At 65.6% G+C, this 19,102-nt stretch carries 14 protein-coding genes; 7 read left to right on the top strand and 7 right to left on the bottom strand.

What is annotated here, in order from left to right; all coding sequences use genetic code 11:
- Positions 1–375: 375 nt before the first annotated feature.
- Together CAL29_RS14825 and CAL29_RS14820 are read left to right on the top strand one after the other, a co-directional pair.
- Entirely contained in the window at positions 376–1,212 is an 837-nt protein-coding gene (locus CAL29_RS14825) for a universal stress protein (RefSeq protein WP_094853744.1), read from the top strand.
- Between the two features lie 38 nt (positions 1,213–1,250).
- Positions 1,251–2,237: a zinc-dependent alcohol dehydrogenase family protein gene (locus CAL29_RS14820; RefSeq protein WP_094853743.1), complete on the top strand. Its 987-nt coding sequence runs from the start codon at positions 1,251–1,253 to the stop codon at positions 2,235–2,237.
- 60 nt (positions 2,238–2,297) lie between these two features.
- Here CAL29_RS14820 and CAL29_RS14815 read toward each other — a convergent pair whose 3' ends face one another.
- The gene (locus tag CAL29_RS14815) at positions 2,298–2,918 is read right to left on the bottom strand and encodes a recombinase family protein (RefSeq protein ID WP_306430688.1); all 621 of its coding nucleotides are present in this window, start codon (positions 2,916–2,918) and stop codon (positions 2,298–2,300) included.
- Positions 2,919–3,346: 428 nt separating this feature from the next.
- Between CAL29_RS14815 and CAL29_RS14810 the strand changes: the two genes are divergently transcribed.
- From CAL29_RS14810 to CAL29_RS14800, 3 genes are all read left to right on the top strand, one after another.
- Complete coding sequence (locus CAL29_RS14810) at positions 3,347–4,321, top strand: EAL domain-containing protein (protein ID WP_179284035.1); 975 nt, start codon at positions 3,347–3,349, stop codon at positions 4,319–4,321.
- Positions 4,314–5,222, top strand: coding sequence for a winged helix-turn-helix domain-containing protein (locus CAL29_RS14805; protein ID WP_094853741.1), 909 nt, complete (start codon positions 4,314–4,316; stop codon positions 5,220–5,222). The genes CAL29_RS14810 and CAL29_RS14805 overlap by 8 nt, the downstream gene beginning before the upstream one ends.
- Before the next feature lie 91 nt (positions 5,223–5,313).
- On the top strand, positions 5,314–9,507 hold the full coding sequence (locus CAL29_RS14800) for an autotransporter domain-containing protein (protein WP_094853740.1): 4,194 nt from the start codon (positions 5,314–5,316) through the stop codon (positions 9,505–9,507).
- 21 nt (positions 9,508–9,528) lie between these two features.
- On the opposite strand, the gene CAL29_RS14795 is transcribed toward CAL29_RS14800, so the two are convergent.
- Both CAL29_RS14795 and CAL29_RS14790 read right to left on the bottom strand, forming a co-directional pair.
- A complete protein-coding gene (locus CAL29_RS14795; protein WP_094853739.1) occupies positions 9,529–10,539 on the bottom strand; it encodes a Bug family tripartite tricarboxylate transporter substrate binding protein in 1,011 nt (336 codons plus the stop codon).
- A 44-nt stretch (positions 10,540–10,583) separates the two neighbouring features.
- Positions 10,584–11,627, bottom strand: a complete 1,044-nt coding sequence (locus tag CAL29_RS14790; RefSeq protein ID WP_179284034.1) for a TauD/TfdA family dioxygenase — start codon at positions 11,625–11,627, stop codon at positions 10,584–10,586.
- Positions 11,628–11,762: 135 nt separating this feature from the next.
- Here CAL29_RS14790 and CAL29_RS14785 point away from each other — a divergent pair, with 135 nt between their 5' ends.
- Complete coding sequence (locus CAL29_RS14785) at positions 11,763–12,665, top strand: LysR family transcriptional regulator (RefSeq protein WP_094853737.1); 903 nt, start codon at positions 11,763–11,765, stop codon at positions 12,663–12,665.
- 185 nt (positions 12,666–12,850) lie between these two features.
- On the opposite strand, the gene CAL29_RS14780 is transcribed toward CAL29_RS14785, so the two are convergent.
- The 4 genes from CAL29_RS14780 to CAL29_RS14765 form a co-directional block, all read right to left on the bottom strand.
- Positions 12,851–13,441, bottom strand: coding sequence for a hypothetical protein (locus tag CAL29_RS14780; protein ID WP_143277670.1), 591 nt, complete (start codon positions 13,439–13,441; stop codon positions 12,851–12,853).
- 323 nt (positions 13,442–13,764) lie between these two features.
- On the bottom strand, positions 13,765–14,325 hold the full coding sequence (locus CAL29_RS14775) for a Fur family transcriptional regulator (RefSeq protein ID WP_306430687.1): 561 nt from the start codon (positions 14,323–14,325) through the stop codon (positions 13,765–13,767).
- Between the two features lie 128 nt (positions 14,326–14,453).
- Positions 14,454–15,629: a ChuX/HutX family heme-like substrate-binding protein gene (locus tag CAL29_RS14770; protein WP_179284033.1), complete on the bottom strand. Its 1,176-nt coding sequence runs from the start codon at positions 15,627–15,629 to the stop codon at positions 14,454–14,456.
- Positions 15,630–15,690: 61 nt separating this feature from the next.
- Positions 15,691–18,261 (bottom strand): penicillin acylase family protein, encoded by a 2,571-nt coding sequence (locus CAL29_RS14765; RefSeq protein WP_143277669.1) that lies wholly within the window; start codon positions 18,259–18,261, stop codon positions 15,691–15,693.
- A 254-nt stretch (positions 18,262–18,515) separates the two neighbouring features.
- On the opposite strand from CAL29_RS14765, the gene CAL29_RS14760 reads away from it, so the two are divergent.
- Positions 18,516–18,986 (top strand): RNA polymerase sigma factor, encoded by a 471-nt coding sequence (locus tag CAL29_RS14760; RefSeq protein WP_094853732.1) that lies wholly within the window; start codon positions 18,516–18,518, stop codon positions 18,984–18,986.
- The last annotated feature ends 116 nt before the right edge of the window (positions 18,987–19,102 follow it).

Raw genomic sequence — 19,102 nt, 5'->3', positions numbered from 1 at the left:
TGGGTGTAACAGCGGGCCCGCGAGAACCGCTTGATTTGGGTCAAACGGGTCAAACCGCTGGGTCAAACCGCCGGCCAGCAAGAAAGCGGCCGCGGGCTGCCCCGGCTTCCGTTTTTCCCCCATACCGGCGGCGGGCGGCCGGATGGCTGCTGACGGATTAGTCCCCGATCGATGTCCCGGGCATGGGGACGCATGGAGGACGTATGGAGATGCGGGCCGGCTCTTCTGTTTGCGCAAGATCAAATCGGCGGCGCGCGCCGGGCGTACGATGATTGAAGAACGCGGCCTTCCAGAGTCGGCGGGCCGTCCCCGGCGCACCCCGCGCGCCGAAGGAATTTCGCCCTGGGTCCACGCACCTGATCTCGGAGGTCAGCCATGTTCAAGAGAATCGCAGTCCATATCGACAAAGATCCCGCCTGCGAAGGGCGTGTCGCCACCGCGATGGCGCTGGCCCAGACGTACACGGCGCATATCGTCGGCATCTACGTCCAGGATCCGCCATACAACTACGCTTACGGCGAGGCCGTCATTCCGTCGGCCATCCTGGAAGTGCAGCAGCAGCAGATCGCCGACGAACGGCACAAGTGCAGCCAGGAGTTCTGCCATCTGACCGCCTCCGCCGGCCTGGGCAAGTCCTGGATCGCCGTGGAAGGGCTGCGCGAGGAAGAGCTCGCCTTGCAGGCCCGGTGTAGCGACCTGCTCATCCTGAGTCAGGCCGATTTGCAGACGCATCGCTCCTCCATCGAACCCTACCAGTTGGAGTCCGTCATCATGACGGCTGGCCGGCCGGTGCTCGTCGTTCCCTACGAGGGCAAGCTGACGCAGCCCGTCGAGCGGGTGCTGATTTGCTGGGACCGCGGCCGCGAATCCGCCCGCGCCATCGCCGACGCCGCGCCTTTCCTTTCCCGGGCCAAGGAAATCGCCGTCCTGACGGTCGACGAAGCGCCCGCCGCGGCGCCGCGCATCCGCAATACCATGCACGGACTGGACGATTATCTGCGCGCGCACGGCTACGTCGAGGCCAAGCCGGTGTCGTCTTCCTCCAAGGGCATCGGCATCGGCAACGCCATCCTCAACACCGCCTCGGACTGCGGCGCGGACCTGATCGTGATGGGGCTGTACGGCCATAGCCGGGCCCGCGAATGGATGCTGGGCGGGGCGTCGCGCGAGATGTTGGAGAGCATGACCGCCCCGGTCCTGTTCTCGCACTGACGGCGGCGAGGCCGCCGGCCACGTTGGAGCAGCCGCGTATGGAAGCGATGGCATTGCACGCGCACGGGCAGCCGCTGCAGCGGGAAACCCGCCCCACGCCCGAACCCGGGCCGGGCCAGGTCCGCATCGAGGTCGAGGCGTGCGGCGTGTGCCGCACGGACCTGCACGTCGTGGATGGCGAATTGCCCGATGCGCCGCTGCCCATCATTCCCGGCCACGAGATCGTCGGCATCGTGGAGGCCCTGGGAGAGGGCGTCACCCAGGTGGCGCGGGGAGCCCGCGTCGGCGTCGCCTGGCTTGCCCGGACCTGCGGACATTGCAGCTACTGCCTGGAGGGCCGGGAGAATCTTTGCGACGCGGCATTGTTCACCGGCTATACCCGCGACGGCGGCTACGCCACGCACGTCATCGCGGAGGCGGACTATGTCTTCCCCCTACAGGCTGAACAGGAAAGCCCCGCTTCCGTCGCGCCGCTCCTGTGCGCCGGCCTGATCGGCTGGCGCTGCCTGTGCGCCGCGGGCAACGCGCGGCGCATCGGCTTGTACGGATTCGGCGCCGCCGCCCATATCCTGGCCCAGGTCTGCCGCTGGGAAGGGCGCACGGTCCATGCCTTCACCCGGCCGGGCGACGCCGCGGCGCAGGCATTGGCGCTGTCCCTGGGCGCGGCATGGGCAGGCGGCTCCGACCAGTTGCCGGACGAACCGCTGGACGCGGCCATCCTTTTCGCGCCGGTCGGCGCCCTGGTGCCGGCCGCGCTGCGGGCGGTGCGCAAGGGCGGGACCGTCGTCTGCGGCGGCATCCACATGAGCGACATCCCGGCCTTTCCCTACAGCCTGCTGTGGGAAGAACGGCGCATCGTCTCCGTGGCGAACCTGACCCGCCAGGACGGCCACGGTTTTCTCGACATCGTGCCGCCCGCGCACATCCATACCCACACCACGCAATATGCCCTGGCGGACGCGAACCGCGCCTTGGCGGATCTGCGGGAGGGGCGGCTGGTAGGCGCCGCCGTATTGATTCCTTGACCTGACCGCGGGGCAGGGCAACGCCGTCGCCGCGGCAGGCGCATGTATGTGTACGCGTATTCAGGTGGCTTCGAGCGCCGCGCCCTGTTCCCCCTGACAGGGTGGGGACACGCAGTCTTCATGGGAAGCGATGCGGCGCAGGGTGCGCGGGTGGACGGAATATGCCGCCGCCACATTTTCCAGGGAAGAGGACTTCAGCGCCTGCAAGGCCTCGATGCATTGCTCGGGCGTGAGCGAGCGGCGCCGGCCGACGTGCCGTCCCCGCGCTTTCGCCGCGGCCATGCCGGCGCGCGTGCGCTCGCTGATCAGCGCGCGTTCGAACTCGGCCAACGCCGCCATCATGTGGAAGATGAGCACGCCGCCCGAATTCGAGGTGTCTATATTTTCAGTCAGCGACACGAACTGGATGTTCTTCCTGCCGAGCTTGTCGATGAGATCGACCAGGTAGCGCAAGGAGCGGCCGAGCCGATCCAGCCGCCATACGACCAGCGTGCTGCCCGGACTCAAGGTCCTGAGCAAGGCGTCCAGTCCCGGACGGGATGAGGTCGAGCCGGAGATGCCTTTATCGGTGTAGATCCGATCGCAGTTCGCGCGCTTCAGGGCGGCGATCTGCAAATCCAGATTCTGGTCTTCCGTGGATACTCTCGCATATCCCAGTGTCTTGCCTGTCATTGTCTGCATGTGTTTGGTTGCCGTATCAGCCTAACCGCCACACAGTCAACGGAATCGCACAATCGATTCCTGGGGCAAAAACCGGGAAAACATAGGGCTAGAGGGCACCCGCGGCGCACTCCTGCCGTATCCCAAAGGGCGGGCGTGTTGCGATTCCTCCGGTGGCTTTGGCTTCCGAAAAACTGTCCTTCGTGAATCCGCCAACCACCATTTCCCTTAATGTGCCATCAGGCATGTGTAGCAAAGATTGACAAAAAGGACCCCTTTTGCCGGAGAGGATACCGCAATGCGTCCTTGCATATAGGTACGAAAGCCGAGCCGGAATTTGATATTGTGCGCATCGTGACAGAAGGGGTCCCTTTTGTCGCCCGCGCGGGCAACGGCAATCGTTGCCGGGGAGTGCCGTCGCCTTGCGCCGAGTGCGCGGGAGGATGCGCATGAAGGGCGCGCCCGCCATGCCGGCTGCGCCGGGGGGTATCCCGCCGCTCGCCACGTCGCATCTTTTTGTCACTATTAAGGATTTTGAGGCGCTGGGCGAGGTCTACGGACCGGCATTCGTGCACGGCGTGGACGAGCCCGGACTGCAAGGCCGCGCCGCCGATAGGGACGAGGCGGTCCGGCTCTATTCGCAACTCGCCGCGGGTCAACTGGCCTTCGCCTTCCAGGCCATCGTCGCCTGCGCCGATCCAACGCGGGAGCTCTACCAGGAAGCCTTGCTGCGCATGCGCGCGCCGGACCGCGAGGTCTGCTCGGCGGGGCCGGCCATCGCCGCACTGGAGCGCCTGAATCTGGTGCGCTATCTCGACCACTGCGTGGTCAACACCGTCCTGGCGCTCCTGGCCGCCACGCCGGCGCTGCATCTGGGATGCAACATCTCGGCGCAGAGCACCGTCGAGGACGCCTGGTGGACCGGCATCTTCGAGCGATTGGCGGCGGCTCCCGAGCTTGCCGGCCGGCTGGTCATCGAGATCACGGAAAGCGCCCGCGTGCCCGATGCCGCCGCCGGCCTGGCGTTCGTGCGGCGGCTACAGGCCTTCGGATGCCGGGTCGCCATCGACGATTTCGGTTCCGGTTTCCTCCCGCTGGATTTCGTCGTGCGCGCGCGGCCCGACATCATCAAGATAAGCGGCGACTATCTCCGGCGCGGCCGCGAGCGCGATGCGGATCGCGCAGTCTTTCGAAGCCTGCTCCAACTGGGCGCGTCCATCGCCACCGACGTCGTCGCCGAGGGCGTGGAAACCCACGCCGATTTCCAGTCGATCGGAAACGGCCGCAACGCATGGGCGCAAGGCTGGTTCGTGGGGCGGCCGACGCTGCTGCCCGCATGGCACGCCAACGATCATTGCGTGCTCGCCGCCGCGGACGCCACCGCCGTTTCCTCCATGGCGCGGCGCGCCCGGCGTGATGAGTGAGATCGACGTGACGCTGCTGCAATTGAGCTCGGCCGCGCCGCAGGGCGTGGCCGAAATGCTGCGCCTGAGCAATCTCTGCATCGACTCGGGTTTTCACACGACGGTATCGACGGACCCGGCGGATCTGGCGAAGCGGCGGCAGTCCGGCCGGCCGGCGATCGTTGTCATCGAAAGCCTCGGCAGCAGCGACTATGACGTGCAGGCCCTGGTGTCCATCCTGCGCTGCCGCCAACGGGTGGGCGTCATCATGATCGTGGCCGACGACAGCGCCGCGCGCAGCCGCGCCTTGAACTGGGGGGCGGATCTTTGCCTGTCCTACCCGGTGGACGCCGATGAATTCCGTTCGGCGGTGCACGCCGTCGCCAGGCGTTGCGCCCCCGCGGCCGGCTCGCGCGACGAAGGGGAGGGCGAGGCACGCCGCTTCGCGCCCATCGGCGAGGCGCGCCGGGAACATCGTCCGCCGGCGATTCGGATGATCGACCCGGGCTCCTTCCAGCATGCGGGCTCTTCACATCGTTCGGCCCCTCCATACCCTTCGCCTCATTCGGACGCTTCAGACCTCTCGCTCCCTTCGGACCTACCGGACGCCGCCGCCGCGCCAACGACGTGGCTGCTGACCTCCAGCGGCTGGTCCTTGAGAAGCCCCGAGGGCGCCACGATAGCCTTGACCGCGACCGAGCGGGTGCTGATGTCCAGCCTTTTCGCGGCGCAACCCTCGGTGGTGAGCCACGAGGAACTGCAGGCGCAGTGCGGTTATGCGGGCGCCGCCAGCAGGAATCCCGTGGCCTCCGCGATCAGCCGGCTGAAAAGGAAATGCCAGGCCGATGGCGTGTGGCTGCCGATCGACAACAGCAGGGGCAACGGCTACCGCTTCGGCGCGCGCTGCGCCATCGAGAACTAACTGGCGGCTCGGCATGCCGCCAGACCCATTTCAACCAGCCAATGACAGGGGAAGGGACTCCGTAATGCAAAAGACAACGATACGAAGCGGCATGCTGCGCAGGTCCGCGCTGACCGCGGCGCTGCTGGCGATATACGGCTACGCGCCCGGCGCCGCGGCCGCGACCAACCTGGTCGTCGACACGCCCTACGACCTGAGCGGGAGCACGCTGGCCAACGGCACGGTCACCGTGAACAACGGCGGCGTGCTCACCGGCGACGGCGCGACCGTCCGCGGCAGCGCCTACGACCTGGTGCTGGTGAACGCGGGCGGCAGCCTGGTGCTGGACAATGCGAACCTGTCGAACGATCTCGACAGCCCGACCGGCCAGAACGGCCGCACCGTCACGGCCAAGGGCGCGGGGGCGACGGCCACGCTGAATGGCGCGACCATCGTGATCAGCGCGCAATCGACCAATCCCGGGACCGATTATGCGCATGCGTTCACCGCGGGCGTCGGCGCCGCGGATGGCGGCCACGTCAACCTCGATGGCGGAAGCATCACCGCGTCCGGCAGCAAGCGTACCGTGGGCATGCAGGCGAATGACGGCGGCGCCATCGACGCGAGCAATCTCCAGATCACCACCAATGGCAATTACGGCCACGCGATCCAGGTGTATCGAACGCCCACGGCGGCCGAGACCGCAACCCATATCGGCCTGGACCACGTGTCGATCACGACCAACGGCGCCACCTATGCCGTCGGCATCCAATCGGCGAACAAGGGCGCCAGCGTGACGGCCACCGACACGGATATCGCCACGGCGGGAAGCGGCAGCTTCGGCGTGGAGGTGTTCAACGGCGCCACCGCGGCGCTGGTGAACGGGTCCATCACGACCGCCGGAATCGGCGCCGCGGGCGTGCGGGTGTATGGCGGAAACCTGGGATCAGGCGCCGTCACCGTCGAAGGCACGAAGATCGTCACCGGCGGCGTGGGCGCGTCCGGCGTCCTGGCCGGCGACACCGCGGAGCCCACCAGCGGCATCGCCAGCCTGTCCGGCGTCGACATCGCGACGACGGGAGGCAATGCGGCAGGCATCGAATCCGCTTTCGGCAGCAGCATCGCCAGCACGAATTCCACCGTGCATACGCAAGGCGATGCCGCGAACGGCGTGTACGCCCACGACGGCGGCGCGGTTTCGCTGGACGGAGACGCCGTGACGACGGACGGGAACCACGCCTACGGTTTGTATGCCACGGGCGCCGGCTCCACGATCAGCGCCGGCGGCGCCTCCGTGGCGACGAACGGCTTGTATGGATACGGCGTGCGCGCCGAAAACGGCGGCGTCGTCAACCTGGACGGCGGTTCGGTAACGACGAACAATGCGACCGGCCGCGCCGCGCAGGACGGCGACGGATCGCGCGCCTATGCGCTGAGCGCGGACGGCGCGAACTCGAGCATCGTCGCGAAGAACGGCACGACGATCAACACAGAGGGCCAGCGCGCCTACGGCGCCTACGCCACCAACGGCGGGCATATCTCGCTGGACGGCGGATCGGTGACGACCCACGGGTTCATGGCCTATGGCCTGTATGCCAGCGGACCGGGCTCCACCATCGATGCCGACAACGTCGCCGTCGCCACCTCCGGCAACGTGGGCGACGGGGTGTGGGCGTACCAGGGCGGCGTGGTCAACCTGAGCGGCGGCAGCATTGCGGTGTCCGGGGAGCCCAACGCGAACAGCCCGCATGAAACGGCCAATGGCCTGGTCGCCGTCGGCGGCGCCTTCGGGGCGGGGACGATCAACGCCACCGGCGTCTCGGTGTCGACCCGGGGAGCCAACAGCGTCGGCGCGATGGCGGGCGCGCAGGTCGGCGATTCCTACACCAGCGGCGCGATCAACCTGGTCGATTCCAGTATCGCCGTGCAGGGCGCCAATGCCGTCGCCGCCAGCGTGAGCTACGGCAGTTCGCTGACGGCGCGCGGATCCACCCTGGTGTCGCAGAACGGCGATGGCATCACGATCACGGACGCCGCGACCGTCACGCTGATCGGCACCCGCGTGCAGGCGGCGGGCGCCTCGCTGGTGTCGAACCTGGACAGCGCGGGGCAGACGCAGGACATCGTCATCGGCGCGGGCTCCACGCTGAGCGAGAACAACGGCACCCTGTTGCAGGTCAACCGCCAGGACGCCGGCATGGACGGCATCGTCAACCTGACGCTGCAGGCCGGCGCCACCGCGCGCGGCGACGTCATCGACCTGGACGGCCTGAGCGCGGACAATCCCACGCGCAGCCAGGGCGGCAAGACCAACTTCACCGTGGCCGCGGGCGCGAACTGGCTGGGCATCGTCCGGGGAATAAACGACGTCTCGACCGACGACGGCGGCTCCTTCGTCGACAACGGCGGCGCGCCGATCGCGGGCAACGTCACCGGCGGGCAGGACGCCACCCTCGTATTCAACAACGGCGCTACCATCGGCGGCAGCGTATCGACCGGCGCGGGCAGCCAGGCCACTTTCAACGGCGCGACGTCCATCGCCGGCAACGTGACGGGAACGGGGGCCACGCTGGCCTTCAACGGCCCGGCGACGATCGGCCAGAACGTCAGCGCCGTCCAGGGCCAAGTGACGTTCGCCGGGCCGGCGACCATAGGCCAGGACGTGCGCGGCAGCGGCGCCGCCTTCGAATTCAGCCGGGGCGAACAGACGTCGATCGGCGGCAACGTGACGCTGGACGACAACGCCAGCCTGAAGGGCGGCACGACCGCCGTGCCTATCGCCATCGCCGGCGACGTGACGGTCGCCGGCGGCGCCACCCTGGGCGGCAACCTGTTCGTCCAGGGGACCTTGAACGGCGCGGGCGGCATCGTGAGCCCCGGCAACTCCGTCGGCACCCAGAGCTACGCCTCGATCGCCAGCTTCGGCAGCACCTACAAGGCCGAGGTCAATGCCGCCGGCAATTCCGACCTGGTCATCGCCAGGACGGGCGACATCGACCTGTCCGCCACCCATCTGACGGTCGCCCAGGAAAACGGCAATGGCGGGTACGTGTTGAATCACGACTACACCATCGTGCAGACCGTCGATGGCCTCGTCAGGAACCAGTTCGCCAGCGCGCAACTGGACGACAGCTTCGCCAATACGCTGGTGGCCCTGGACCCGGTCAAGTATGCCGCCAAGGACGTGACGGTCAGCTTGTCCGTCGATCCGGCGAAGGTCGCGGCGGTGCGCGCGGGCCTTTCCTCCAACCAGAACCACACGCTCGATGGCGTGATCTCCGTGGCGGGACGGAATGCCGCCGCGGACGCCGCGCTGGCTTCCACGGGCACCCGGAGCGCGTTGAACGCCTTGTCGGGCGAGGTGCACGCCAGCACCCAATCGGCGCTTCTCGATGCGAGCAATATCGTGCGGGACACGGTCTCGGACCGCCTGCGCGGAGGCGCGGGCGCCGGGCTGTCCTCGCCGAACTCGCCCTTGTGGGCGCAAGTGGTGGGCGATTGGCGGCGGATGGGCGGCGACGGCAATACCGCGCGGGTGAGGAACTCGCTGGGCGGCATCTTCCTGGGCGGCGACACCCACGTCGGCGCCGGCTGGCGCGTCGGCGGCGCCTTGGGCTACACCGACGGCGACATCAAGGTCGATGATCGGTCGTCGAAATCCGACGTCAAGAGCTATACGGCCGTCATCTATGGCGGCAATCGCTGGGCGACCGGCAACGGCAGCCTGGACCTCACGGTGGGCGCGGCCTACACGCGGCATGACATCGATACGAGGCGCTCGGTCACGCAAGGCGGCGACCAATCCCTGAAAGCCAGCTATCACGCCGATGGCACCCAGTTGTTCACGGATCTGGGATACGCCTTCGCGCTGGGACAGTCCGCCTCGGTCGGGCCCTATGCCGGCCTGGCCTGGATCAACCAGCACGCGGACGGTTTCAGCGAATCGGGCGGCCCGGCCGCGCTGAAGGGCAGGGGACAGACCGACAACGTCACGACGTCCACGCTGGGCGTGCGCGGCAAGGCCACGTTCGACCTGGGCGCGCGGACGGCGACGCTGCTCGGCGGAATAGGGTGGCGGCACGCCGCCGGCGACGTCGATCCGAAGCGGCGGCTGTCGTTCATCCAGGGCAACGGCGCCTCCTTCGGCGTCACCGGCGCGCCGATCGCCCAGGACGCCGTGGCGCTGAACGTCGGCGCCGAGATGCAGCTAAGCAGGAATGCCGCCATGGGTTTGAGCTACAACGGCCAGTTCGGCGGCGGCAACATCGATAGGGCAGGGTCGCTGTACCTGAAGGTTGCGTTCTGAGTCCAGGCCCGGGCGCGGCGCTTACTGGTCGATCCGTATGTTCTGCTCGCGTACGATCTGCTCGTAGCGCCGCATCTCGCCATCGACCGTGTCGCGCAAGGCCTGCGGCGTGCCGCCCACCAACTGCCAGCCTTGCACGTCCAGCGTGTTCTTCACCTTTCGATCAGCCATGGCCTTGGAGAAGAGCGCGTTCAGCCTGTCGACGACAGGTTGGGGCGTGGCCGCGGGCGCGAAGATGCCGAGCCAGTTGTAGTTGACGTAATCCGGCAGGCCGGATTCCTTCACGGTGGGCACGTCCGGCATGATGGACGATCGCTTGCTGCCGGTGGTGGCGATGGCGCGCACCTTGCCGGACTTGACGTATGACTGCCCGGTGGCCGCGCTGATCAGGAAGACCTGGATTTCCCCGCTCGACACCGCCGTGACGGCCGCGGCGGTGCCCTTGTAGGGAACGTGCAGCAGCTTGATTCCGGCCTGGTGGCTCAGGAGCTCCATGGCCAGATGCTGGGAGGAGCCGATTCCCACGCTGCCGTAGGCGAGCTTGCCGGGTTGGCGCCTGGCCTGCTCGATGAGGTCCTTCACGGAATGGATGGAGGAAGCGGTGCTGACCAGGATGACGTTGTCCAGCGTGGCGGCGCGGATCACGGGCGCCAGGTCATGCCGCACGTCGAAGGCGGTTTTCTTGTAGATCAGCGGGTTGGTGGCGATGGAAGACTGGTCGACCATGAAGGTGTACCCGTCCGGCGCCGACCGGGCCACGTAGTCGCCGGCGATCAGGCCCGCCGCGCCGGGGCGGTTCTCCACGATGACCGCCTGTCCGGTGTTCTCCGCGATCTTCTGTCCCACCACGCGCGCGAACAGGTCATTGCCGCCGCCGGGCGGGTAGGGCACGATGAAGTGGAGGGGCCGCGAGGGAAATGCCGGGTCCGCCTCGGCGGCCTGGCTACAGGCAGGCACGACGCAGGCCGGGGCCAAGGCGAGGGCGGCCAACAGGCATAACAGGCGCGGCAGGGCGTGCTTCAATTTTTCCATCGTATTGTCTCCTCTAGTCGTTGTCGCGGGTATGCGCCGCGCCGTCACACGCGCCCGACCGCCGGTAGTATGCCGTCCTTGACCCAGTCCTGGCGCGGCACGCCTTGGCGCACCCAGCGGTCCAGCGCCGGATCGAAATCCCCCATGTCGCGCAGCTCGATCCAGATCCGCAGCATCAGGCGTTTGTGGCCGTCGCCGTCGACGAAGGCGGTGCGATAGTGCAGCGCCATGTAGTTGTTCAATAGCTGGATATCGCCGCGCTCCAGTTGCATGTCCATCCGCACCTCCGGGTCTGTGCCCAGGCGCTCCACGTAATCCAGCGCCTCGCGTTGCAGCGGGGTGAGGGCGATGCCGCGCTTGGCGGCGCCTTGCCGGATCTTCTTGCCGTGGAACCAGGACCGCAGACGGCCGTCCCGATAGCTGAATACCGGGACAGGCGCATCCGAGACCTCGTCGGGATCGCCGGTGGGGCCTTCGCCGCGCAGGTCGTGGTAGTAGCCCTCGTACAGGGCTTGCAGGTACTCCGGCTTGTCGCGCAGCATGCGGTTGTAGATTTCCATCATGCTGACGATCACGCTGGTGCCGCCTTCCTTGGCGCGGTCCACGCACAGCAGGCCGACCACGTCCGCCAGGTCCGCGTGCGGCGGTTGCGCCTGCGCGGTCACATAGCTGCGCAGGTTCGAATCGCCCAGGTTCTTCGGCGCCTTGTCGGCGATCTCCTCGATCAGGGTGCCCAGGGCGTTCTGCGAGACCACCGTGCCCAGATGCACGGACAGGCCCCAATAGATGGTCTTCAGTTCATCCAGCGAGTAGCGGCCGACGTCCAGGCCGCGCAGCAGCGCGAAGCCGCGGCCGTTCTTGATTTCTTCCTCGCACCGCGCGAGCCGCGGGCCGAGGGCGGGCAGGGGGAACCCGGCCGCGCCGAAATGGCCCCACGCCAGGCCGGCGCGCTGGACGCCGCGCAGGGCGGCGTCGATTTCCTCGCATTCGTCGGGTGTCAGGCGCGTGATCCAGTCATCGCTCTGCGCCAATGTCGCGCCGGTCCACGTCATGCGGGACGGCACCGGTTCCTTGAGCATTTCGGGCATATCGTGTGTCCTGTCGATCCAGCCTGGCGAAAATTTAATCATCGCCATCCATTAGGAACAATCGCTGAATTCTTATTGATTCATTAGCTGGAGTCGTATTATCTTGACCGTTTACTTTCCCGGGCGACGAACGCCATGCGCAACGTTTCGCTGAGACAGATCGAGGCATTTCTCGTGGCGGCCGAAAAGCTGTCCTTCAGCCGCGCGGCGGAAGCCATGAGCGTGACGCAGTCGGCGTTCTCGCAGTTGATACGCGAACTCGAATCCAAGCTCGACGTGCGGCTGTTCGATCGCACCACGCGGCGGGTGCGCCTGACCGAGCCGGGCCAGGTGCTGCTGCGCAAGATGAAGCGCGGCGTGGCGGAAATCGACGACGCGTGCGAGGAGGCCCGCGCCATCGCCCGCGCCGAACACGGCCATCTTTCCGTGGCCGCCTTGCCGTCGCTGGCCATCGGCATCGTCATGCGCACGCTGCAGGCCTTGCACCGCGCCCATCCGCAAGTCACCTTCGACATCCGCGAAGACTTCAACGGGGCGCTGTTGCAGCGCGTGACCGCCGGGGACGCGGATTTCGCCGTCTGCGCCCACAGCGCCATGGCCGCCGACCTGGATTTCGAATGGCTGTTCGACGACGAGTTGGTGGCGGTGATGGCGAAATCCCAGGCGCGCGGCCTGCCTGGCGTGCTGCCGTGGTCGGCGATGCACGACAGGCCGCTCATCATGACCTTGAACACCTCCAGCACCCGGGAGCAGGTTTCGGCCGCGCTGGCGCGCAATCGCGTGCGCACGCCGCATGGCTACGACGTCGCCAACATGTTCACGGCGCTGAGCATGGCGCGGGCGGGCTTCGGCGTCACGTTCCTGCCGGTGCGCGCGCTGTGCGAGGTGGACATGAAAGGACTGGCTTGGCTGCCCATGGCGCCGCCGGCGCCATTCCGTCCCATCGGCATCTGCCGCCGCCGCGACCGCACGCCGTCGCCCGTCACGCTGAAGTTCGAGGCCTTGCTCAGGGAGCAGGTTGCCCAGCATCGTGGTTGATAGGAGACCGAGCCCCCTGGCGCTGGAACCGAGATAAGCCGCATAATGTATATTATGTAAAGTTAAATATAGCCCAAGAATACGGACGAGCCAGCCTATTGGATCTGACGGCGGGAGCGCTTCTCCGCCAAAAGCCCGCATGGCCTCTACTTCATTTCGCGCCAGATTGTCAGCCAAGAGCAAGATCAATAGGGAAATTTATATTCGACATCGATTTCCGCATCGAGCCGTGCGCTGCTGGATTTCTTCCAGGATACGACCCTTTCCAGGCTTGACCGATATTGGAGCAGCAACTGCGCCGCTTTGATGTGCTGAAGCCTCTCCCGGCCGTGCCAGCACTCGATGACAAGATGATGTTCGTGTTCAAGTACGCGTATCGCCGCGTCGCTCATCGCCAGGCAGGCTTCTGCCCAGAGATCCGCATCGACCGACGGGACTTCCCCCGCGACCGGGCGGCGGTGATCGGCGTACAGATATGCGACGGCGTCCATACCCGTGACCGGCTGCGCGCTGTCGGATGACCGGCGGAACAGATAAGCAGACACGAAGTGCGACGCCACCGCTGCGTGCTTCCATTCGATGGTGTCCCGTCTTAGATCTGTCGCATTTCTTCCGTGGCAGAGCGCCCCCAAAACAGCGGCAAGAAGATCCGGCATCGTACAGCGCAGCCTCATGCCGATCTCACGTAAATCACCCACCAAGGGTTCGCACAAGACCATCGGGACGCGGTTTTCTATTGTGACTTGAACGTACGCGCCATTCTCCTGTTTCGCCATCGTGGGCACTACAGGCCTATCGGTCCCTGCCATTTCCCTTCCCCCACCGTTCGTATCGTGAGTGCAGAAGTCAAGCGCGGACAAGGCCGCGCGCTGGGCGAGCAAAATACGCCGAATCAAGAATAGGAATAATTATTATTCATGATATTGCGGTCAAGACCCGGCCACAAGTCTATTCAACAGGATTAAAAGGACGAGAACATTACAGATCATGTCAAGGGTGCATGCGCACACCCCTTGAATGAATCGTGGGGAAATAGTCGGATACCGCGGCGCATGCGTTTGAGCAGGCGCTTCCCTACCTCAGCCCCGGCGTGCGCCGCTTATGTTCTGTCGCGCTTGCGGCGGCTGGCAGTCCCGCCCGTCGCGGAGCCCTCGGTCTTGACAGTACCCAGGTTTTTCGTGGGTTTGTCACTGACCGCCCCGCCCATGCGATTGCGGCACTCCGGACAGATGCCGTACAGCGCAAGCTGATGGTCGTGCAGAAGATATCCCAGCTCCTCGGCGACCGACTTCTGCCGCGAAACCATGATCTTGTCGTAGAACTCGTCGACGCGGCCGCAATTGATACAGACGATGTGGTCGTGCGGCCGACCTTCATTGAGTTCGTAGGTCACCCGTTCCGCGTCAAAACGGCTGCTGCGCAGCACGCCAGCTTCCTCGAATTGCTGCATGACCCGATAGACGGTCGCCAATCCCACGTCGATCCTGCCATCGATCAGTCGCTTGAACATCTCGTCGGCGCTGAAGTGTACGGACTCCTGGCGCTGGCCGGAAGTGGCCGCCGCGTGCGCCCGCTTCTCCTGCTCAGCCTGGAAAATTTCCAGAATGGCGACGCGTGGCACCGTGGCCCGCATACCCAGGCTTAACAGCTCTTCACGCACATCTTGCTTTGTTCTCATCGTAGTGAAGTGATAATTACTTATTTCCCGACGCCTATGCCCGCCCCGCGCCGACCCAGGAGCAACTGACATAAGCGTACCACCATCGGGGAATAAGAGCGTCCTGAATGTCACATCGATGTGACATTCGCGGTTTTGAACGCATTTTTCAAAGCCGCTTGCCATGCTCCGCTGTCATGGCTGGTATCGTCGGTCCCGTCCAGGAAACGGATGGCAACCCCTGCCCCGTCCATGAACTCCACGACCTCATAACGGTGATCGGCGCTACGGAACAGGCGCGCCCGCGCAAGCGCGGGACGATAGATATGCAATTCGACGCCGGGCCCGGCCAGGCTGAAAAAGCCTTGCCCCAGTTCGTGCGCACGCTCGATGTTCCCCGTATATAGCTGGCTTAATCCTCGATTGCCAACGACCGCGGTCACTCGGACGTGACGTTCCACCAGAGCCGTTACAAAGGCATCGAAGACCGAAATGTCGAGGTCTCGCACGATAAATCCCGCGTGATCGTCGACATCCGTCGAAGCGTCCCCCACCTCGAAGGCTCTCTCCAAGGTCGCATGATCGTGGATATTCTTCCACGCAAGCGCCCCCTGCGCTGCCGGCGGCCGGATAGCATCGCTGCGTGTCCGGGGCAGTTGCGCAGGCGGCTGGAAAGCATGCACGTCTCGATATTCCCGAGCCATGCGATCAAAGGCCGCGTCGCCATCCGGCGCGTTGAGGATAATCTTGGTGATCGAATCTCCATGCAGGTCGTAGGCTTGCAGGCTGCGCACGGGTTTGTGGTCCTTGCCGCTGTAATGGGTCACGGCAAACACGTAGCCCCAGCCCGCCCAATGAGGAGCCAATGCCACCGGCGCTTGCGCACCGGGTGACGTGCGCTCGCTGATGCCGTTCTCATTCCGGGTCACGGCGATCACGGGTCCGAGCGTGTCCAGGCGTGCCCATATCTGTTTCAGCGCCGCGGGATCCGTACGTAAGGGAACGACGTCCGGGCCTATCTCCGTGGCGAGCAACTCGACCTCCGATACATGCAATACCCGCGCCGCATCGCGGGCATTGAGCGCCGGCTTGAGGGCGCGCAGGGTTTCCCATTGCGCCTTCAACGGTTGTTGCCGGCATGCGTCATCGCATGCTGTACGGATGCGCTGCTGAATGTCCGTCCAGCGATCCACACTGGCGATATCCTGGCCGATGGCGAGCGCTGGCAGCGCGGCGGCAAGCGTGCATGTGAGCAAATGGCCTGCAAGCTTTATTGCACCATGGGGCGGAACGAGGCGTAGGAACAAGATAGTCTCCGGAAAGGGAAGTCGATCAGGCGTACTGCTGCCTGATGGCTCATGCTGCTGCCTAATGGCTGAGCATCGCGCCAGGATGAAGGATCCGTACGCGCAGCCCGGGATCCACCTTGATTTCCTTGGGAACGAATCGCCACGCGGTCCATTGCTGTTGCGCGTACCGCAGCGTGCCGACGCCGAATGCGGGATTGGCTGGGTCATCGGACTCTCCGGACGCCAGCATCGTCCACGCTCGGGGGCCGGCGCTGCCGAAGGTCACAACCTGCAGATAGCTGTTGCCCTGCAACTCGGAAGCCTCACCCGGCCCCTGCGCGTCCTTGCTCCAGACCGCGCAGGCCGATGTGAAGTAGCCAGGTCCGTCGCAGCCACCGTATAGCGGGATACGCGTCTGGGCAATATCGATGAATAAGGCGTCTCCACGCGTGGCGTCCACGGGCATGCCGGCGTCGCGCAGGGCGAGGACGGCCGCCCCCAAGGCCTCTGCCGCGACGTCGCTGTCGGCGTTCAGGTCCGCCGGCGTGTCCAGGGGATGGGCGGGATCAAAACCACGTCGATACAGCGTGGCGCCATCCTGCCTGCTCAGTCGATTCCAGAAGGCATCCCACAGCGGAGGGCCCCGGTCGCCAGCGCGAGCGCGGCCCCTCCAGTGGCGCAAGACCTCGCACGCCGGCCCCAACGCGACCTCGATGGGCGGATCATAGACCTTGCCGGTGTAGGGATCGCCGGCCACCCGCACGCTCGACCGCTGGCAGATGCCTTGCACGGCTTGCGCGCGAAAAAGCAGCGCGGACATCGCATCCGAGCTCAAGGCGAGATCGCGTAGCGCGGCCGGGCTGACGTTGCGCATGCCCTCGCCATGCGGCGCCCGCATGGCTTGATCGATCAGCCGGAATCCCTGGCGTTGCCTCAGCGTCAGTGCCTTGCGTTCGGTGCCCAGTACCGAGGGATAACCCTCAAGCAGCGCTTGCGGATTGGGCAGCCAATGGCTGTTATTCATATTCGCGACGTAGTCACGCCGCCACAGACCGGGCATCTTCTCCGCGGGCAGAGCGCCAGCCTGCGCGGCATGCGGGTCGTTCGCCCAGTCGCAGGCCGAGCGCGAGCCGTCGAGGACAGGCACGCCGGGCATTTTCCGGGTGACGGCTTGCCCCAAGGGCGTCGTGCAGCCTGCCGCGAGCGTGTCCGGGACATTGGGCACCGCGCCAATATCCGCATACCAGGCACGGCCATCCTTGCGTCCGACGGCCAGGGTGTTGACCCAGGGCATCGCCGCATACTTTTTTTGCAAATCGACGAATTCGTCCAGGGAGCCGGCCCGCCCCCACGCGAGGAAATTCTGGAAGATGCGATAGTTATCGGCGTTCACGTCCCTGATGACGAATACCCGCTCTGGCGTCGACGCAAGCGCCGGTGACAACGTGCTCAGGTCGACGACTGGCCCTAAGCGGGTCTGCTGAAACGTGCGCGCCACCTGGCCCATGCTACCGTCCGGCTGGCGCACCGGGACGGTCAGCGTGATCTCGTCCAGCGCGATACGCTGGCCATCGACCAGATAATGACCTGGATCTCCCGCCGGGCGCCGCAGCTCATACAGGCCGAAACGGCGCGCCGCGGAGACCGTATGTGTCCAGGCGACGGCGTTGTTGAAACCGATCATGATCACTGGCACGCCAAGGAACGAGACTCCGCCTACGTCGATCTGCCCCGGAATGGTCAACTGCGCCTGGTAGAAACGGTCCGGGCCGGTCCAGAACCAATGCGGGTTGCCGAGCAACAGCCCATGCGCCACGCCTGTCGCCTCGCTGCCCAGCGCGATGCCGTTGCTGCCTATGCCCGCGTGGCGGCCGGCTTGGAACCACGCATCATCGATGCCGTCGGCGCGCGCCAGTCCGCGCGCGGCCCGCGCGTCCGTTCGAGCTCCCCTGGCGTTATCGGATGAAGACCCGGTCACCGGCACACCGGCCGCGATGCCTTTGATGAACGCCATGTACCCACCGGCAAGATTGGCTGCGTACAGGCGGCGATAGACATCAGTCGCGTCGATCGGCCGCACCCACGCCTGATTGGCACATGCCGCGTGCGTCCGATCCGTTGAACGCTCCGCCAGGTAGGCGTCGTAGCCCCTCGCATAACCATCTATCAGGTCACGAAGGTCGGCGGGCTGGGCCGCTGCGTAGGCCTGCAAGCGCGCGGGCGTCTGCAGCAAACGGAAGAAGAAATCCGAGTCCAGGTTGTTCGGTTCACCCATGGTCGAATGCCATGCGGCCTTGCCGTCGGCACCGAAATAGCGTGATCGTTCACCCCGGTAAGTGACGAAAGCCTCGGCCAGCGTGCAGAGATTGTCTTCGGCTTGCACATACCCATAGCCGTAGCCCAGCCCGCGCCAATCTGCCGCCTTGATATGCGGAATGCCATCGCTGGTGCGGGCGATTTCGACGGCTTGCGCATCAATCGGCTGCGTCGCGCTCGCGGCGGCGGTTTGTCCGGCGCCGACCATCCCCGCAATGAAGACGGTGGCAGCCGCCGCGTACCGCCTGGTGACAACGCTTCCCGCCCCGCCATTACGTACGCCCACCTGCTTCTCCCAGCCAACCTCTTGAAAGTGGAATGATTCTACTTCCATTATTTGACGAAGCAAGCCGCCAGCCGAAATGAACCGGGTCAAATCCGCGCCTAGTGGCTTTCCCTGAGCCTGCGCGAACAAGGATGGAAAGAGTTTCAAAGAGTGTTATACAATTTAAATACTAACGATTCCTATTTTGATTACTTCGTCTTTATCCCCGGACGCCTCATGGCCGCAGGCTGGGCTGCCGACAGGGATCCCCGTTCCGGAACCGGGAGACACGCCGCTCCTGCCCTTAAGGGTGTCTGGTTATCGTGTTCGAGCGCTACTACAAAGAATTGAGCGGGTTCTTTTCCCGCTCCCTCAAGGACCGCGAGGCTGCCGCCGACGTGGTGCAGGAGTGTTATGTACGCGCCCTCGCCATGGACACAGGCGGGATGGCGATCGAAAATCCGCGTGCGCTGCTTTACCGCATCGGCAAGAACATCATCATCGATCGCTCGCGGCGGCAAGCCGCGGAAGACCGCTTCCTCACATCCCTGGGCGTGGTCACGGGCGTCGACAGCCCTTCGGCCGAGCAACACGTCATGTGGCGCCAGCGCCTGAGTGGCTTGCTCGCCCGCTTGCAGCGCATGCCGCCCAAACGACGCGATGTATTCATCCTGGTGCGGATTTACGGCTACAGTCATGCTGAAGCGGCGGCGCATCTGGACTGCACAGTGGCCGCGGTAGAAAAACACGTCGTCCGAGCGGTGATCGACTGCGGGGATCTGGCGCTTTATTGACTTGATTATGACTTCCCCGATAGTCCCGGCCGCCCTTGGCGACCTGTCTTCCGCGGCGGGCTCGAAGCCCGCGCCATCCTCCCCGGACTGTACCGCCGCGCCAGCGGCGGGATCCG

It is taken from the genome of Bordetella genomosp. 10 (assembly GCF_002261225.1).
Taxonomy (GTDB): domain Bacteria; phylum Pseudomonadota; class Gammaproteobacteria; order Burkholderiales; family Burkholderiaceae_B; genus Bordetella_C.
The sequence above is the reverse complement of the archived record's forward strand: the minus strand, read 5'-3'. Positions and strand labels throughout refer to the sequence as shown.

What these genes read in the sequence shown, in the direction of transcription:
- CAL29_RS14825 (WP_094853744.1), top strand. Translation starts at nt 376, where the DNA reads ATGTTCAAGAGAATCGCAGTCCATATCGACAAAGATCCCGCCTGCGAA.
- CAL29_RS14820 (WP_094853743.1), top strand. Translation starts at nt 1,251, where the DNA reads ATGGAAGCGATGGCATTGCACGCGCACGGGCAGCCGCTGCAGCGGGAA.
- CAL29_RS14815 (WP_306430688.1), bottom strand. Translation starts at nt 2,918, where the DNA reads ATGCAGACAATGACAGGCAAGACACTGGGATATGCGAGAGTATCCACG.
- CAL29_RS14810 (WP_179284035.1), top strand. Translation starts at nt 3,347, where the DNA reads ATGAAGGGCGCGCCCGCCATGCCGGCTGCGCCGGGGGGTATCCCGCCG.
- CAL29_RS14805 (WP_094853741.1), top strand. Translation starts at nt 4,314, where the DNA reads ATGAGTGAGATCGACGTGACGCTGCTGCAATTGAGCTCGGCCGCGCCG.
- CAL29_RS14800 (WP_094853740.1), top strand. Translation starts at nt 5,314, where the DNA reads ATGCTGCGCAGGTCCGCGCTGACCGCGGCGCTGCTGGCGATATACGGC.
- CAL29_RS14795 (WP_094853739.1), bottom strand. Translation starts at nt 10,539, where the DNA reads ATGGAAAAATTGAAGCACGCCCTGCCGCGCCTGTTATGCCTGTTGGCC.
- CAL29_RS14790 (WP_179284034.1), bottom strand. Translation starts at nt 11,627, where the DNA reads ATGCCCGAAATGCTCAAGGAACCGGTGCCGTCCCGCATGACGTGGACC.
- CAL29_RS14785 (WP_094853737.1), top strand. Translation starts at nt 11,763, where the DNA reads ATGCGCAACGTTTCGCTGAGACAGATCGAGGCATTTCTCGTGGCGGCC.
- CAL29_RS14780 (WP_143277670.1), bottom strand. Translation starts at nt 13,441, where the DNA reads ATGGCGAAACAGGAGAATGGCGCGTACGTTCAAGTCACAATAGAAAAC.
- CAL29_RS14765 (WP_143277669.1), bottom strand. Translation starts at nt 18,261, where the DNA reads ATGGAAGTAGAATCATTCCACTTTCAAGAGGTTGGCTGGGAGAAGCAG.